This window comes from Candidatus Dechloromonas phosphoritropha (assembly GCA_016722705.1).
GTDB lineage: Bacteria > Pseudomonadota > Gammaproteobacteria > Burkholderiales > Rhodocyclaceae > Azonexus > Azonexus phosphoritrophus.
The window spans coordinates 1,038,215-1,053,503 of the sequence record JADKGN010000004.1 but is presented as its reverse complement, the minus strand read 5'-3'; the positions used below and the strand labels follow the sequence as shown (position 1 = coordinate 1,053,503).

The 15,289-nt window shown below is 58.0% G+C and carries 26 protein-coding genes; all 26 read left to right on the top strand.

Annotated features, from left to right (window positions below; all coding sequences use genetic code 11):
- The first annotated feature begins 100 nt into the window (after positions 1–100).
- Positions 101–478: a 30S ribosomal protein S12 gene (gene rpsL / locus IPP03_10785; protein ID MBL0353114.1), complete on the top strand. Its 378-nt coding sequence runs from the start codon at positions 101–103 to the stop codon at positions 476–478.
- A 106-nt stretch (positions 479–584) separates the two neighbouring features.
- Positions 585–1,055 carry a 30S ribosomal protein S7 gene (gene rpsG / locus IPP03_10780; GenBank protein MBL0353113.1) on the top strand — a complete coding sequence of 157 codons (471 nt, stop codon included), beginning with the start codon at positions 585–587 and terminating at the stop codon, positions 1,053–1,055.
- Positions 1,056–1,105: 50 nt separating this feature from the next.
- Positions 1,106–3,199 carry an elongation factor G gene (fusA, locus tag IPP03_10775; protein ID MBL0353112.1) on the top strand — a complete coding sequence of 698 codons (2,094 nt, stop codon included), beginning with the start codon at positions 1,106–1,108 and terminating at the stop codon, positions 3,197–3,199.
- Positions 3,200–3,219: 20 nt separating this feature from the next.
- Complete coding sequence (gene tuf, locus IPP03_10770) at positions 3,220–4,410, top strand: elongation factor Tu (protein MBL0353111.1); 1,191 nt, start codon at positions 3,220–3,222, stop codon at positions 4,408–4,410.
- 61 nt (positions 4,411–4,471) lie between these two features.
- Positions 4,472–4,783 carry a 30S ribosomal protein S10 gene (rpsJ, locus tag IPP03_10765; GenBank protein MBL0353110.1) on the top strand — a complete coding sequence of 104 codons (312 nt, stop codon included), beginning with the start codon at positions 4,472–4,474 and terminating at the stop codon, positions 4,781–4,783.
- A gap of 110 nt (positions 4,784–4,893) precedes the next feature.
- Complete coding sequence (rplC, locus tag IPP03_10760) at positions 4,894–5,532, top strand: 50S ribosomal protein L3 (protein MBL0353109.1); 639 nt, start codon at positions 4,894–4,896, stop codon at positions 5,530–5,532.
- Positions 5,533–5,541: 9 nt separating this feature from the next.
- Positions 5,542–6,165 carry a 50S ribosomal protein L4 gene (rplD, locus tag IPP03_10755; GenBank protein MBL0353108.1) on the top strand — a complete coding sequence of 208 codons (624 nt, stop codon included), beginning with the start codon at positions 5,542–5,544 and terminating at the stop codon, positions 6,163–6,165.
- Positions 6,162–6,464, top strand: coding sequence for a 50S ribosomal protein L23 (gene rplW, locus IPP03_10750; GenBank protein MBL0353107.1), 303 nt, complete (start codon positions 6,162–6,164; stop codon positions 6,462–6,464). The genes rplD and rplW overlap by 4 nt, the downstream gene beginning before the upstream one ends.
- A complete protein-coding gene (rplB, locus tag IPP03_10745) occupies positions 6,464–7,291 on the top strand; it encodes a 50S ribosomal protein L2 (protein ID MBL0353106.1) in 828 nt (275 codons plus the stop codon). Before rplW ends, rplB begins: the two co-directional genes overlap by 1 nt.
- A 10-nt stretch (positions 7,292–7,301) precedes the next feature.
- Entirely contained in the window at positions 7,302–7,577 is a 276-nt protein-coding gene (gene rpsS / locus IPP03_10740; GenBank protein ID MBL0353105.1) for a 30S ribosomal protein S19, read from the top strand.
- A 9-nt stretch (positions 7,578–7,586) separates the two neighbouring features.
- On the top strand, positions 7,587–7,916 hold the full coding sequence (rplV, locus tag IPP03_10735; protein ID MBL0353104.1) for a 50S ribosomal protein L22: 330 nt from the start codon (positions 7,587–7,589) through the stop codon (positions 7,914–7,916).
- 9 nt (positions 7,917–7,925) lie between these two features.
- Complete coding sequence (rpsC, locus tag IPP03_10730; GenBank protein ID MBL0353103.1) at positions 7,926–8,723, top strand: 30S ribosomal protein S3; 798 nt, start codon at positions 7,926–7,928, stop codon at positions 8,721–8,723.
- 1 nt (position 8,724) lies between these two features.
- Positions 8,725–9,138 carry a 50S ribosomal protein L16 gene (gene rplP / locus IPP03_10725; GenBank protein ID MBL0353102.1) on the top strand — a complete coding sequence of 138 codons (414 nt, stop codon included), beginning with the start codon at positions 8,725–8,727 and terminating at the stop codon, positions 9,136–9,138.
- A 2-nt stretch (positions 9,139–9,140) separates the two neighbouring features.
- Positions 9,141–9,335 carry a 50S ribosomal protein L29 gene (gene rpmC, locus IPP03_10720; protein MBL0353101.1) on the top strand — a complete coding sequence of 65 codons (195 nt, stop codon included), beginning with the start codon at positions 9,141–9,143 and terminating at the stop codon, positions 9,333–9,335.
- Complete coding sequence (gene rpsQ / locus IPP03_10715; protein MBL0353100.1) at positions 9,332–9,598, top strand: 30S ribosomal protein S17; 267 nt, start codon at positions 9,332–9,334, stop codon at positions 9,596–9,598. Before rpmC ends, rpsQ begins: the two co-directional genes overlap by 4 nt.
- Before the next feature lie 155 nt (positions 9,599–9,753).
- Positions 9,754–10,122, top strand: a complete 369-nt coding sequence (rplN, locus tag IPP03_10710) for a 50S ribosomal protein L14 (protein ID MBL0353099.1) — start codon at positions 9,754–9,756, stop codon at positions 10,120–10,122.
- Between the two features lie 10 nt (positions 10,123–10,132).
- Entirely contained in the window at positions 10,133–10,450 is a 318-nt protein-coding gene (gene rplX, locus IPP03_10705; GenBank protein MBL0353098.1) for a 50S ribosomal protein L24, read from the top strand.
- A gap of 9 nt (positions 10,451–10,459) precedes the next feature.
- On the top strand, positions 10,460–10,999 hold the full coding sequence (gene rplE / locus IPP03_10700) for a 50S ribosomal protein L5 (protein MBL0353097.1): 540 nt from the start codon (positions 10,460–10,462) through the stop codon (positions 10,997–10,999).
- 7 nt (positions 11,000–11,006) lie between these two features.
- On the top strand, positions 11,007–11,312 hold the full coding sequence (gene rpsN, locus IPP03_10695; GenBank protein ID MBL0353096.1) for a 30S ribosomal protein S14: 306 nt from the start codon (positions 11,007–11,009) through the stop codon (positions 11,310–11,312).
- 14 nt (positions 11,313–11,326) lie between these two features.
- Positions 11,327–11,722 carry a 30S ribosomal protein S8 gene (gene rpsH, locus IPP03_10690; protein ID MBL0353095.1) on the top strand — a complete coding sequence of 132 codons (396 nt, stop codon included), beginning with the start codon at positions 11,327–11,329 and terminating at the stop codon, positions 11,720–11,722.
- Positions 11,723–11,732: 10 nt separating this feature from the next.
- Entirely contained in the window at positions 11,733–12,272 is a 540-nt protein-coding gene (rplF, locus tag IPP03_10685) for a 50S ribosomal protein L6 (protein MBL0353094.1), read from the top strand.
- A 9-nt stretch (positions 12,273–12,281) separates the two neighbouring features.
- On the top strand, positions 12,282–12,638 hold the full coding sequence (rplR, locus tag IPP03_10680) for a 50S ribosomal protein L18 (GenBank protein ID MBL0353093.1): 357 nt from the start codon (positions 12,282–12,284) through the stop codon (positions 12,636–12,638).
- A gap of 26 nt (positions 12,639–12,664) precedes the next feature.
- A complete protein-coding gene (gene rpsE, locus IPP03_10675; GenBank protein ID MBL0353092.1) occupies positions 12,665–13,192 on the top strand; it encodes a 30S ribosomal protein S5 in 528 nt (175 codons plus the stop codon).
- Positions 13,193–13,195: 3 nt separating this feature from the next.
- The gene (gene rpmD / locus IPP03_10670; protein ID MBL0353091.1) at positions 13,196–13,378 is read left to right on the top strand and encodes a 50S ribosomal protein L30; all 183 of its coding nucleotides are present in this window, start codon (positions 13,196–13,198) and stop codon (positions 13,376–13,378) included.
- Positions 13,379–13,381: 3 nt separating this feature from the next.
- Entirely contained in the window at positions 13,382–13,816 is a 435-nt protein-coding gene (rplO, locus tag IPP03_10665; GenBank protein ID MBL0353090.1) for a 50S ribosomal protein L15, read from the top strand.
- Positions 13,817–13,836: 20 nt separating this feature from the next.
- Positions 13,837–15,159: a preprotein translocase subunit SecY gene (gene secY / locus IPP03_10660; GenBank protein MBL0353089.1), complete on the top strand. Its 1,323-nt coding sequence runs from the start codon at positions 13,837–13,839 to the stop codon at positions 15,157–15,159.
- Positions 15,160–15,289 lie beyond the last annotated feature (130 nt).

Sequence of the window (15,289 nt, the reverse complement as noted above, 5' to 3'; positions counted from 1 at the left end):
GTTTTTGTCGGTAGGGGCTAATCAATGCTCCTGTCTTGGATAACAAAATTGCCGTCGTGTGCCAAGTATTTTGGGGCCCGGCCGCCGAAGGAAGTCTTATATGCCGACCATCAACCAGTTGGTGCGCAAGCCACGTCTCGCCGAGGTCACCAGCAGCAAGGTCCCTGCTCTGGGGCGCTGTCCACAAAAGCGTGGAGTGTGTACCCGCGTCTACACTACCACCCCGAAGAAGCCGAACTCAGCCTTGCGCAAGGTCTGCAAGGTTCGTTTGACGAACGGCTTCGAAGTCATCTCCTATATTGGCGGTGAAGGCCACAATCTGCAGGAACACTCCGTCGTTCTGATTCGTGGTGGCCGTGTCAAGGACCTACCGGGCGTCCGCTATCACACTGTACGTGGCTCCCTTGATACGCAGGGCGTCAAGAATCGCAAGCAGTCCCGGTCCAAATACGGGGCCAAGCGTCCGAAGGCCGCCTGATTTTTTGTGGCTTGAGTAAGTGGTCACTCCTATGGGTGGCCGTGAGGGCCGGGTGGGCTACGCCAATCCCGGCTTTTCGACTGAATGGTAATCAAGTGAGGTAAGCATGCCCCGTCGTCGTGAAGTACCCAAGCGCGACATTCTGCCGGATCCCAAGTTCGGCAATGTCGAAGTCTCCAAGTTCATCAACGCCATCATGCAGAGCGGCAAGAAGTCGGTTGCCGAGCGCATCGTTTATGGTGCGTTCGACATCATTTCCGCTAAGGGCGGCAAGGATCCGCTGGAGGTCTTCATGTCCGCTATGGGCAACGTGAAGCCAATGGTCGAGGTCAAGTCCCGCAGGGTCGGCGGCGCCAACTATCAAGTGCCGGTCGAGGTGCGTCCCGCCCGTCGTGCGGCACTCGCCATGCGCTGGTTGCGTGAGTCGGCCCGCAAGCGCTCCGAGAAGTCAATGGGCCAACGTCTGGCCGCCGAGATGATGGAAGCGGCCGAGAGCCGCGGTGGTGCCGTCAAGAAGCGTGATGAAGTGCACCGTATGGCCGAGGCCAACAAGGCTTTTGCCCACTTCCGCTTCTAACGCTCAAGAGGCGTCAGAACCAATTCGTCCTTTCATCGAAGGTATCCATCGTGGCACGAAAAACCCCAATCGAGCGCTACCGCAACATCGGTATAAGCGCCCACATCGACGCTGGCAAGACTACAACAACCGAGCGCATCCTCTACTACACCGGTGTTAACCACAAGATCGGTGAAGTTCATGATGGCGCTGCCACCATGGACTGGATGGAGCAGGAGCAAGAGCGTGGTATCACGATCACGTCCGCCGCGACTACCTGCTTCTGGAGTGGCATGGACCGCCAGTTTCCTGAGCATCGAATCAATATCATCGATACCCCGGGGCACGTGGATTTCACCATTGAGGTTGAGCGCTCCATGCGTGTTCTGGATGGCGCGTGCATGGTGTACTGTGCCGTGGGTGGCGTTCAGCCACAGTCGGAGACCGTCTGGCGTCAGGCCAACAAATATGGTGTGCCGCGCTTGGCCTTCGTTAACAAGATGGATCGTTCGGGCGCCAACTTCTTCAAGGTCGTCGAGCAGATGAAGCTGCGCCTGAAGGCCAACCCGATCCCGGTCGTCATTCCCATAGGCGCCGAAGATCTGTTCGAGGGCGTCGTCGACCTGATTCGCATGAAGGCGATCTACTGGGATGAGGCGTCACAGGGGATGAAGTACGATGCTCGGGAGATCCCGGCAAACCTTCTTGACGAGGCCAGGACCTGGCGCGAGCAGATGGTCGAGGCGGCTGCCGAGGCGACCGAGGATCTGATGAACCGCTATCTGGATGAGGGCGATCTTTCCGAGACAGACATTCTCCTCGGCTTGCGTACGCGCACGATCAATTGCGAGATTCAGCCTACGTTGTGCGGAACGGCCTTCAAGAACAAGGGCGTGCAGAAGATGCTTGATGCCGTGATCGAGCTCATGCCGTCGCCCGTCGATATTCCCCCGGTTACCGGCATTCTCGAAAACGAGAGCCAAGGCGAGCGTCGTGCTGCCGACGACGAGGCCTTCTCGGCCCTGGCTTTCAAGATCATGACCGATCCCTTTGTCGGCCAGTTGATTTTCTTCAGGGTGTATTCTGGCGTCATCAATTCCGGCGATTCGGTGTACAACCCGATCAAGGGTCGCAAGGAGCGCCTCGGTCGCATCCTGCAGATGCATGCAAACCAGCGCGTAGAGATCAAGGAAGTGTTTGCCGGGGACATCGCGGCTGCCGTAGGCCTGAAGGAAGCGACGACCGGCGATACGCTTTGTGACCCGGCCAAGGTTATTACCCTTGAACGCATGGTCTTCCCGGAGCCGGTCATTCACGTTGCCGTCGAGCCGAAGACCAAGGTTGATCAGGAAAAGATGGGCATCGCGCTTGGGCGTCTTGCTCAGGAGGATCCATCATTTCGCGTGCGTACTGATGAGGAGTCCGGTCAGACCATTATCTCCGGCATGGGTGAATTACACCTTGAAATCCTCGTTGACCGCATGCGTCGCGAATTCAATGTCGAAGCTACCGTTGGTGCGCCGCAAGTGGCTTATCGTGAATGCATCAAGAAGGCGGTTGAGCAGGAGGGCAAGTTCGTCAAGCAATCGGGTGGTCGGGGTCAGTTCGGTCATGTCTGGCTCAAGATCGAGCCGAACGAGGCCGGCAAGGGCTACGAGTTCGTCGATGCCATCAAGGGTGGCGTGGTGCCTCGTGAATACATTCCGGCGGTTGACAAGGGTCTTCAGGACGCGATCAGCAGTGGTGTGCTGGCGGGTTTCCCGGTTGTCGATATCAAGTTCACCCTCTACGATGGTTCGTACCACGACGTTGACTCCAACGAAAACGCCTTCCGCATGGCCGCCGCGACGGCGTTCAAGGAAGGTATGCGCAAGGCCAGTCCGACGCTGCTCGAGCCGATGATGGCGGTTGAAGTGGAAACGCCCGAGGAATATATGGGTAATGTCATGGGCGACCTTTCGTCCCGTCGCGGGATCGTCCAGGGTATGGAGGACCAGGTCGGCGGCATCAAGCTGATCAAGGCCGAGGTTCCCCTCTCAGAGATGTTCGGCTATTCGACCTCGGTGCGCTCCCTGTCACAGGGGCGCGCCACCTACTCGATGGAATTCAAGCATTATTCCGAAGCGCCCAAGAACGTCGCTGAGGCGATCATCAACAAGAAGTAATCGTTACTGGAGAAGTCATCATGGCTAAGTCAAAATTTGAGCGTACGAAGCCGCACGTGAATGTGGGCACGATTGGTCACGTTGACCATGGCAAGACCACGCTGACGGCTGCGATCACGACGGTGCTGTCTGCGAAGTTTGGTGGATCGGCCAAGAAATACGATGAAATCGATGCGGCGCCGGAAGAAAAGGCGCGCGGCATCACCATCAACACTGCCCACGTCGAATACGAAACCGCCAACCGTCACTACGCTCACGTTGACTGCCCGGGCCACGCCGACTACATCAAGAACATGATTACCGGTGCGGCGCAGATGGACGGTGCCATTCTTGTCTGCTCCGCCGCCGACGGCCCGATGCCGCAGACCCGCGAGCACATCCTGCTCGCCCGTCAGGTGGGCGTGCCCTACGTCCTCGTCTACATGAACAAGTGCGACATGGTCGACGACGACGAACTCCTCGAACTCGTCGAAATGGAACTGCGCGAGTTGCTCTCCAAGTATGACTTCCCCGGCGACGACACCCCGATCATCCAGGGCTCCGCTCTGAAGGCCCTCGAAGGCGACCAGTCCGAAATCGGCGTCCCCTCCATTTTCCGTCTGGCCGATGCTCTGGATTCCTTCATCCCGACTCCGGAACGCGCCATCGACCGGCCCTTCCTGATGCCCGTCGAAGACGTCTTCTCCATCTCCGGTCGTGGCACCGTCGTCACCGGCCGTATCGAACGCGGTGTCGTCAAGGTGGGCGAAGAAATTGAAATCGTTGGTATCCGTCCCACCATCAAGACCGTCTGCACCGGCGTCGAAATGTTCAGGAAGCTCCTTGACCAAGGCCAGGCCGGCGACAACATCGGCGCCCTGCTGCGCGGTACCAAGCGTGAAGACGTCGAGCGTGGTCAGGTACTGTGCAAACCGGGTTCGGTCAAGCCGCACACCCACTTCACCTCCGAAGTGTACATCCTGTCGAAGGACGAAGGCGGACGTCACACCCCGTTCTTCAATGGCTACCGTCCGCAGTTCTACTTCCGCACGACCGACGTGACCGGCTCCATCGACCTGCCGGAAGGCGTCGAGATGGTGATGCCCGGCGACAACATCGCCATGACCATCAAGCTGATCAACCCGATCGCCATGGAGGAAGGCCTGCGTTTCGCCATCCGTGAGGGTGGTCGCACCGTCGGCGCCGGCGTCGTCGCTAAAATCATCGTGTAACCGTTCTTTTTCAACCCAGGGGTGGAATTACTTCCTCCCCATCGCTCTTTGAAAGCAAACTATGGCAAGCCAAAAGATCCGTATTCGCCTCAAGGCCTTCGACTATCGCCTGATAGATCAGTCGGCCCAGGAGATTGTCGAGACCGCAAAGCGCACTGGCGCGGTGGTACGTGGCCCGGTCCCCATGCCGACCCGCAAGCAACGCTTTGACATCCTCCGCTCGCCGCACGTCAACAAGACCTCGCGGGATCAACTTGAGATTCGCACGCACCTGCGCTTGATGGATATTATCGATCCGACCGACAAAACGGTCGATGCGCTGATGAAACTCGATCTTCCGGCTGGTGTTGATGTTGAGATCAAGTTGCAATAAACAGGATGTTGCGGATATAATCGTTTTTTTTCGGGGGTGACCGATATTGGTCACCCGTTTGTTGTTATACATCGTCCGGCCAATCGTAGCTGGCGATGAGGAGAATAACCATGAGTCTAGGCCTTGTTGGTCGCAAGGTTGGCATGACTCGCATTTTTGCCGAGGATGGCGCGTCCATACCGGTAACTGTGCTTGACGTGTCCAACAACCGCGTGACCCAAGTAAAAACGCCGGAGATCGATGGCTACGCAGCCATTCAGGTCACTTTCGGCAAGCGCCGTGCCTCGCGCGTTTCCAAGCCACTGGCTGGCCATCTGGCCAAGGCAGGCGTGGAGGCGGGGCACGTCCTCAAGGAATTCCGTATCGATGCCGACCGGCTTGCTGACTTCAAGGCCGGCGATCAGGTTGCCGTGACCATTTTTGCCGAAGGGCAAAAGGTCGACGTTACCGGCACCTCCATCGGCAAGGGTTTTCAGGGCGCCATCAAGCGCCACAACTTCAGGTCGAACCGCGCATCCCACGGCAACTCGTTGTCGCACAATGCACCGGGTTCCATCGGTCAGGCGCAGGATCCGGGTCGTGTCTTTCCCGGCAAGCGCATGGCGGGCCACATGGGCGACGTCCAGTCGACCATGCAGAGCTTGACCGTAGTCCGTGTTGACACCGAGCGCCAGCTGCTTCTGGTTCGTGGTGCCGTTCCCGGCGCCAAGGGTTCCGACGTTGTCGTGCGTCCGGCAGTCAAGGCTTAAGGGGGCGACATGGAACTCAAGGTAATCAACGAGCAAGGTCAGGAAGCCACGAAGCTGCAAGCTTCGGATCTCCTTTTTGGCCGCGAATTCAATGAAGCGCTTGTTCACCAGGTCGTCGTGGCTTATCAGGCCAACGCCCGTTCAGGTGATCGTCAGCAGAAGGATCGCTCCGAAGTGCGTCATACGACGTCCAAGCCATGGCGCCAGAAGGGTACCGGCCGCGCCCGCGCCGGTAGCAATGGCAGCCCGTTATGGCGTGGGGGCGGTCGGATTTTTCCGAACTCTCCTGAGGATAATTTCAGCCAGAAGGTTAACAGGAAGATGTTTCGTGCTGCTATGGCTGCGATTCTCTCCGAGCTGGCCCGTCAGGATCGCCTGGTCGTCGTCGATGGCTTATCCATCGATGCGCCGAAGACCAAGCTGTTTGCGCAAAAGCTCAAGGGTATGGGTCTCGAAGGCAATCTTCTGGTCATTACGGACGCGATGGATGAGAATCTGTATCTCTCTTCGCGCAATCTGCCCAACGTGCTGGTACTTGAAGCACAGGAAGCCGACCCGCTGTCGCTGGTCCGTTTCGCCAAGGTGCTGGTCACCAAGAATGCAGTGGCCAAGTTTGAGGAGATGTGGGGATGAATCAAGAGCGTCTGATGCAGGTGCTGCTGGCACCGCAAATCTCCGAAAAGGCTACTTATGTGGCCGACAAGAACGAGCAGGTTATATTTCGCGTGGCTACTGATGCCACCAAGCCTGAAATCAAGGCGGCGGTCGAACTGTTGTTCAAGGTTCAGGTCGAGACTGTCCAGGTTGCCAATGTCAAGGGCAAGGTCAAGCGTTTCAAGGGTTCGGTAGGTCGCCGCAAGGGCTGGAAGAAGGCCTTCGTAAGCCTCAAGCCGGGCCAGGAAATCAACTTCGTTGAAGGAGGGCACGTCTAATGGCTCTCGTTAAAGTCAAGCCGACCTCCCCGGGCCGCCGCGCCGTGGTTCAGGTCGTCAATGCCAACCTGCACAAAGGCAAGCCGTTTGCTGGCCTGCTCGAGTCGCAGTCGAAGAGTGCCGGTCGGAACAACAATGGCCGCATCACCGTTCGCCACCAGGGCGGTGGCCACAAGCAGGCTTATCGTGTAATCGACTTCAAGCGTGCCAAGGATGGCGTGTCGGGGTCCGTGGAGCGCCTGGAATACGATCCGAACCGCACGGCCAATATCGCACTGGTCTGTTATGCCGATGGCGAGCGCCGCTACATTCTTGCCAACAAAGGCATGGTCGTCGGCCAGCAGGTGATGAATGGTTCCGAAGCGCCGATCAAGGTAGGCAACACCTTGCCGATCCGCAATATTCCTGTCGGCACGACGATCTGCTGTATCGAGATGATGCCGGGCAAGGGTGGGCAGTTGGCGCGCTCCGCCGGTACTTCCGCACAGCTCCTGGCGCGTGAAGGTGCTTACGCCCAGGTTCGTCTGCGCTCGGGTGAGGTTCGTCGCGTACATGTCGAGTGTCGTGCTACGGTCGGTGAAATCGGCAACGAAGAGAATATCCTGCGCAAGATCGGCAAGGCCGGCGCGCAGCGTTGGCGCGGAGTCCGCCCGACCGTTCGCGGCGTTGCCATGAACCCGATCGACCACCCGCACGGTGGTGGTGAGGGCCGTACCGGTGAGGGTCGCGTGCCTGTCAATCCATGGGGTCAGCCCACCAAGGGCTACCGCACCCGCAGAAATAAGCGCACGAGCAGCATGATCGTTCAGCGCCGTCACAAGCGTTAAGGGGTAGGAAATGGGACGTTCTCTTAAAAAGGGCCCGTACGTTGATGTGTGCCTGATCGACAAGGTCGACGCAGTGCGCGCCACCGGCGACAAGCGCCCGATCAAGACGTGGTCGCGTCGTTCGACGATCCTCCCCGAGTTCATCGGTTTGACGATCGCGGTTCACAATGGCAAGCAGCATATTCCGGTCTTTGTCACCGAAAATATGGTCGGTCACAAGCTCGGCGAGTTCTCGCTGACCCGTACGTTCAAGGGTCACACCGCCGGCAAGAAGGCCAAGAAGTAAGGAACTGACATGGAAACTCGTGCAAGTCTACGGGGCGTGCGCCTCTCCGAGCAAAAAGGTCGCCTGGTGGCTGATCTGGTGCGTGGCAAGCCTGTTGGTCAGGCACTCAATATTTTGGCGTTCAGCCCGAAAAAGGGTGCCGGCATCGTCAGGAAGGTTCTGGAGTCCGCCATAGCCAACGCCGAGCACAATGACGGTGCCGACATCGACGAACTGCTGGTCAAGACCGTCTTTGTTGAAAAAGGCACGGTGTTGAAGCGCTTCAGGGCGCGTGCCAAGGGTCGCGGCAATCGGATAGTCAAGCCAACCTGTCACATCTATCTAACCGTTGGTAACTAAGGAAGAGTCATGGGACAGAAAATTCATCCGACTGGCTTCCGCCTGGTTGCCACCAAGAACTGGAGTTCCCGCTGGTATGCCAACAGCAAGAACTTCCCTGGAATGCTGAGCGAAGATGTCAAGGTTCGCGAATATCTTAAGCGCAAGCTGGCGCACGCTTCTATTGGCCGAGTCCTCATCGAGCGTCCGGCCAAGAATGCTCGCGTGACGATATATTCTGCACGCCCGGGCGTCGTCATCGGCAAGAAGGGAGAAGATATCGAACAGTTGCGCACGGACCTCCAGCGCATCATGGGCGTGCCTGTCCATGTGTCGATCGAGGAAATACGAAAGCCGGAAATCGATGCCAAGCTAATCGCTGACTCGATTGCCCAGCAGCTTGAGAAGCGCATCATGTTCCGGCGTGCGATGAAGCGCGCAATGCAGAACGCAATGCGACTCGGAGCTCAGGGAATAAAGGTGATGAGTGCCGGCCGTCTGAATGGTGCAGAAATTGCCCGCAGCGAATGGTATCGCGAAGGTCGCGTGCCCTTGCACACGTTGCGCGCCGACATCGATTATGGAAGTGCCCAGGCACTGACAACCTACGGAATCATCGGCATCAAGGTCTGGGTGTACAAGGGTGATTTGCTTGACCGCAATGAGCAACCGGAAGCGGCCGAACCCGCCGCTGACGATCGCCGTCCGCGTCGCGCTCCCGCTAGGCCCGAAGGTGAGAAGCCACGCACCCGCACGGTAAAAAAGGTTGACGGGCCAGAAGGCGATGCCAAGGCTCCGGCCATGCGCGTAAGAAAGGCAGGTATCTGAGATGCTGCAACCTAATCGTCGCAAATTCCGTAAGGAACACAAGGGACGGAACGAAGGCCTGGCCACCCGTGGCGCCAAGGTTTCATTCGGCGAGTGGGGCCTCAAAGCTACCGGTCGTGGCCGCCTCACGGCCCGTCAGATCGAGGCGGCCCGTCGTGCCATGACCCGCCACATCAAGCGCGGCGGCCGAATCTGGATACGTATCTTTCCGGACAAGCCGGTTTCGAAGAAGCCGGCGGAAGTTCGTATGGGTAACGGCAAGGGTAACCCTGAGTACTGGGTTGCCGAAATCCAGCCAGGTAAGGTGCTTTATGAGATGGATGGCGTGGATGAGGCGCTGGCTCGCGAGGCGTTCGCCCTGGCCGCTGCCAAGTTGCCTATTTCCACCATCTTCGTTACTCGTCATCTGGGGTAATCATGAAAGCTAGTGAACTGAGATCCAAGAGTGTGGACGAGCTCAAGACAGAGCTGCTGGATTTGCTGAAGGCCCAGTTCGGCCTGCGGATGCAACTTGCCACCCAGCAGTTGTCCAATTCCAGCCAAATTTCCAAGGTGCGTCGCGATATTGCCCGCGTGCGCACGCTTATCCGTGAGAAGGCGGTGCAGCAATGAGCGAAACCTCCAGCATTAAACGTACCCTGATTGGCCGCGTGGTTAGCGACAAGATGGAGAAGACCGTCACGGTCCTCGTCGAACGCAAGGTAAAGCATCCGAAGTACGGCAAAATCATGGTCCGCTCAAAGAAGTATCATGCCCATAACGAGGGGGATTCGGCAAAGGCAGGGGATCTCGTCGAGATCGTCGAGACCCGTCCGGTTTCCCGCACCAAGTCCTGGGCGGTGTCAAACATCTTGCAGAAGGCGATTGTTGTATAAACAAAGTTCTCTAAAACGCTTGCGCCATGTACAAAGAGGCCGGTATAATCCGGCTTCTTTTTTGCTGAACCCTGATATTTGGGGGAGGCGAAGTCATCCGACCCTTACGGGTTCCAAGACTGACCGCGATGGCGGATTAAGTTGGGGTTAATAAAATGATTCAGATGCAATCGACTCTGGGCGTCGCCGACAATACCGGCGCGCGTTCGGTAATGTGTATCAAGGTGCTGGGTGGATCCAAGCGCCGCTATGCGGGCATTGGCGACATCATCAAGGTCAGCATCAAGGATGCTGCACCGCGTGGTCGCGTCAAAAAGGGCGATGTCTACAACGCCGTTGTGGTTCGCACCGCCAAGGGCGTGCGCCGTACCGATGGCTCGCTGATTCGCTTCGACGGAAATGCCGCGGTGCTTCTCAACAATAAGCTCGAGCCGCTGGGCACGCGCATCTTTGGCCCGGTAACCCGCGAACTGCGTACCGAGCGCTTCATGAAGATCGTGTCCCTCGCTCCGGAAGTTCTTTAAGGGGCTCGCGATGGAAAAAATTCGCAAGGGCGACGAAGTCGTCGTTATCACCGGCAAGGACAAGGGCAAGCGCGGCAACGTTCTGCGTCGCGTTGGTGACGAGCATGTGCTGGTCGAGGGCGTCAATCGCGCCAAGAAGCATGTCAAGCCGAACCCGATGAAGGGTGTGGCGGGCGGCATCATGGACAAGGACATGCCGATTCATCTCTCCAATGTTGCGCTGTTCAACCATGCTACCAAGAAGGCTGACCGTGTCGGCTTCAAGGTGCTGGAGGACGGGCGCAAGGTTCGTGTGTTCAAGTCGAACGGCGAACTGGTAAGCGCATAAGGGACAGTCATGGCGCGTTTGCAACAGTTTTACAAGGATACCGTTGTCGGTGAGCTTTCCAAGCGATTTGGCTATAAGTCGATCATGGAGGTGCCTCGGATTACGAAGATCACCCTTAACATGGGTGTCGGCGAAGCCGTGGCCGACAAGAAGGTTCTAGAGCACGCCGTCGGGGACATGCAGAAGATTGCCGGTCAGAAGGCGGTGACCACCAAGGCACGCAAATCGATAGCGGGCTTCAAGATCCGTGATGGCTACCCGATCGGCTGCATGGTGACTCTGCGCGGCCCGCGCATGTTTGAATTTCTCGACCGCCTCGTGACCATCGCTTTGCCGCGTGTCCGTGACTTCCGCGGCATTTCGGGAAAGAGTTTTGACGGCCAGGGAAACTACAACATGGGCGTCAAGGAGCAGATCATTTTCCCGGAAATCGAATACGACAAGATCGATGCCCTGAGGGGAATGAACATCAGTATCACCACGACCGCGAAGACCGATGCTGAAGCCAAGGCACTGCTCGCCGCGTTCAAGCTACCGTTCAAGAATTGAGGCAATCATGGCAAAACTTGCTCTGATCAACCGTGAAGAAAAGCGTCGCAAACTGGTTGCGCAGTACGCCAAGAAGCGTGCCGCGCTGGAGGCGATAATCAATGACGTAAGCCTTTCCGAGCAGGAGCGCTACGACGCCCGCCTGAAGTTGCAGGCCCTGCCGCGCAATTCAAGCCCGTCCCGCCTGCGTAATCGCTGCCAGATGACCGGTCGTCCGCGTGGTGTTTTCCGTAAGTTCGGTCTGTGTCGTAACAAGATCCGTGAACTCGCATTCAATGGCGAGATACCGGGTGTTGTTAAGGCGAGCTGGTAAGAGGAGGTACAGAAATGGCAATGAGCGATCCGATCGCGGACATGCTGACTCGCATCCGCAATGCCCAGCTCGCCGAAAAGGCGTCTGTCTCCATGCCGTCGTCCAAGGTCAAGGTGGCGATTGCTGCCGTCCTCAAGGACGAGGGCTATGTCGAGGACTTTGCGGTGCGCCAATCTGATGGCAAACCGACGCTGGAAATTGGCCTCAAGTATTACGCGGGCCGCCCGGTAATCGAGCGCATTGAGCGCGTTTCCAAGCCTGGTCTTCGTGTCTACAAGGGCTGCGATGATATTCCCCGCGTCATGAACGGTCTTGGCGTCGCCATTGTGTCGACTCCCAAGGGTGTCATGACTGATCGCAAGGCCCGCGCCAGCAAGGTTGGCGGCGAAGTCCTGTGCATCGTGGCATAAGGGAGCGAACATGTCTCGAATTGGAAAGAATCCCGTTGTACTCCCCGCTGGTGTTGAAGTCAGTCTGGATGAGCAAATTGTCGTCAAAGGCCCGCTGGGAACTCTGAAGATTGCAGCGCACCCGGCTGTAACGATTTCGCGCGACGGTGAGGCTCTGGTCGTGGCCAAGGCCGATGGGGCTGATACCCGCATCGCTGCTGCGATGTGGGGCACCATGCAGGCGAATCTCAGCAACATGGTGACCGGTGTCTCCAAGGGGTTCGAAAAGAGGTTGCAACTGATTGGCGTGGGTTATCGCGCTCAGGTCCAGGGTAACACCCTGAACCTGTCGCTCGGCTTCTCCCATCCGGTTGCGCACAAGATGCCGGAAGGTGTCAGAGCTGAGTGTCCGACGCCGACCGAAGTCGTTATCAAGGGTTCGGACAAGCAGCAAGTCGGTCAGGTTGCCGCCGAGGTTCGTGCATATCGCAAGCCGGAGCCCTACAAGGGCAAGGGCGTTCGCTATGTCAACGAAACGGTGGTTATCAAGGAAACCAAGAAGAAGAAGTAAGGGTGGCATATGTTTAATAGGAAAGTAGCGCGTCTGCGCCGTGCCCGCAAAACCCGGGCCAAAATCGCCGAGCTGAGGGCCGTTCGCCTGTGCGTCAATCGCACCAACTGCCATATTTACGCCCAGATCATTTCGCCCTGTGGCGGCAAGGTGCTGGCTTCAGCTTCCACGCTGGAAACGGGTGTCCGCAAGGACGTGCCGAACGGCGGCAACAGGGCTGCTGCAACAATCGTCGGCAAGTTGATCGCCGAGCGCGCCAATGCTGTCGGTGTCGAACACGTTGCTTTTGATCGCTCTGGTCTTCAGTTCCACGGCCGCATCAAGGCGCTTGCCGAAGCCGCGCGTGAAGCCGGTCTGAAGTTCTGATCGCTGCGAAAGGAAAAAGGTAAGAAATGGCAAAACCTGAAAGAAGCAGGAAGCCCCAACAGGCTGAAGAGCGCGATGATGGCATGCGCGAGAAGATGGTTGCGGTCAACCGCGTCACCAAGGTGGTGAAGGGTGGTCGCATCCTCGGTTTCGCAGCGCTCGCCGTCGTCGGTGACGGCGACGGGGGCATTGGCATGGGCAAGGGCAAGTCGCGCGAAGTGCCGGTTGCGGTACAGAAGGCGATGGAAGAAGCACGGCGCAAGATTGCTAGGGTCAGCCTGAAGAACGGTACTGTCCATCACACGGTGACAGGCCATCATGGCGCCGCCACGGTCATGATCCAGCCGGCACCGGAAGGTACCGGGATCATCGCTGGGGGCGCCATGCGCGCTGTCTTCGAGGTCGCCGGCGTGAGCAACGTGGTCGCCAAGGCCCACGGTTCGACCAATCCCTACAACATCGTGCGCGCCACCATTGACGGCTTGTCGAAGGTCAATACGCCGTCCGAAATCGCCGCCAAGCGCGGCCTCTCGGTTGAACAGATCCTGGGGTAAGCCATGACTGACAAGAAGATCAAGATCACGCTCGTCAAGAGCATCATCGGCACCAAGCAGGACCACCGGGCAACCGTTCGCGGCTTGGGCCTGCGCAAGCTGAACAGCTCTTCGGAATTGCTGGATACGCCGGCTGTGCGGGGCATGATCAACAAGGTTCAGTATCTCGTTAAGGTTGAGGATTAAGCCATGCGTCTGAATACCATCAAGCCAGGTGAGGGGTCCAGGAAGGATGCCAAACGCGCAGGTCGTGGCATTGGCTCCGGGCTGGGCAAGACAGCTGGCCGCGGGCACAAGGGTCAGAAGTCCCGTTCGGGCGGCTTTCACAAGGTTGGCTTCGAAGGCGGTCAAATGCCGCTGCAGCGCCGCCTCCCGAAGCGCGGGTTCAAGTCGAGGACCCGCGAGCGCAACTTCGAGGTTCGTCTGACCGAACTGGAACGGCTGCCGATCGACGAGATCGATCTGCTGGCGCTGCAGGCCGCCGGCGTCGTTCCCGGTGATGCACTGGCGGCGAAAGTAATTCTTTCGGGCGCGATTACGCGCAAGGTGACGCTCAAGGGTGTCGGCGCGACCAAGGGCGCCAAGGCTGCGATCGAAGCAGCCGGCGGCTCGGTCGCCGAGTAAGGCCGGGAAAGGTTAGAGCGTTGGCTACAAATCCCAATACAGTTGGCAAGGGCGGCAAGTTCGGCGATCTGAAGCGCCGGCTGTTGTTCCTGCTCGGCGCCTTGGTCGTCTATCGGATCGGCGCGCACATACCGGTTCCGGGGATCGATCCCAATGTGCTTTCCGACCTGTTCAATTCGCAGCAGGGGGGCATACTGGGCATGTTCAACATGTTCTCCGGTGGCGCCCTGTCGCGCTTCACGATCTTCGCGCTGGGAATCATGCCGTACATCTCGGCGTCGATCATCATGCAACTGATGAGTGTGGCCAGCCCGCAACTCGAAGCGCTGAAGAAGGAAGGCGAAGCCGGCCGCCGCAAGATCACGCAATACACGCGCTACGGCACGGTTGGCCTGGCTCTTTTCCAGGGTATCGGCATAGCGGTTGCGCTGGAAGCCCAGGCCGGTCTGGTCAACGATCCTGGCTTCATGTTCCGCCTGACGACGGTGTCGACGCTGGTCACCGGAACGATGTTCCTGATGTGGCTGGGCGAGCAGATCACCGAACGCGGCTTGGGTAACGGCATCTCGATCATCATCTTTGCCGGTATCGCGGCCGGTCTGCCGAATGCCATCGGTGGCCTGCTAGAACTGGTGCGCACCGGCGCGATGCATCCGCTAACGGCTCTGATCATCTGTGTGTTGGTCGTCGTTGTCACTGCTTTCGTAGTTTTCGTCGAGCGCGGTCAACGCAAGATTCTGGTCAATTATGCCAAGCGGCAGGTCGGCAACAAGATCTATGGCGGTCAGAGTTCGCATCTGCCCCTCAAACTGAACATGTCGGGCGTGATCCCACCGATCTTCGCGTCGTCGATTATTCTCTTTCCGGCGACGCTGGCCGGCTGGTTCGGTTCGGGCGAATCGATGCGCTGGTTGAAGGACATCGCGGGCACGCTGTCGCCGGGTCAGCCGATCTATGTGATGCTGTATGCCGGCGCGATCATCTTCTTCTGCTTCTTCTACACGGCGTTGGTCTTTAACTCCAAGGAAACCGCAGACAACCTCAAGAAGAGCGGCGCATTCGTGCCGGGGATTCGTCCTGGCGAGCAGACCGCTCGCTATATCGACAAGATTCTGATGCGCCTGACCCTTATCGGTGCGGCTTACATTACGGTTGTCTGTCTGTTGCCCGAATTTCTAATCCTTAAGTGGAACGTCCCATTCTATTTCGGTGGCACCTCGCTGCTGATCATCGTGGTCGTCACGATGGATTTCATGTCTCAGGTACAGGCTTATGTCATGTCACACCAATATGAAAGCCTCTTGAAGAAAGCTAACTTCAAGGGATCGCCAATGATCAAGTAGGACGTCGAGAAGTAGGGCGAGGTGGTTGAGAACCTCCCGAATGCAACCTTCAAGGCCGTGCTGTAAAACGGGCACATAGTGCATGATTTCATTTCCGGAAAAATGCACATGCATTACATACGCATTCTCT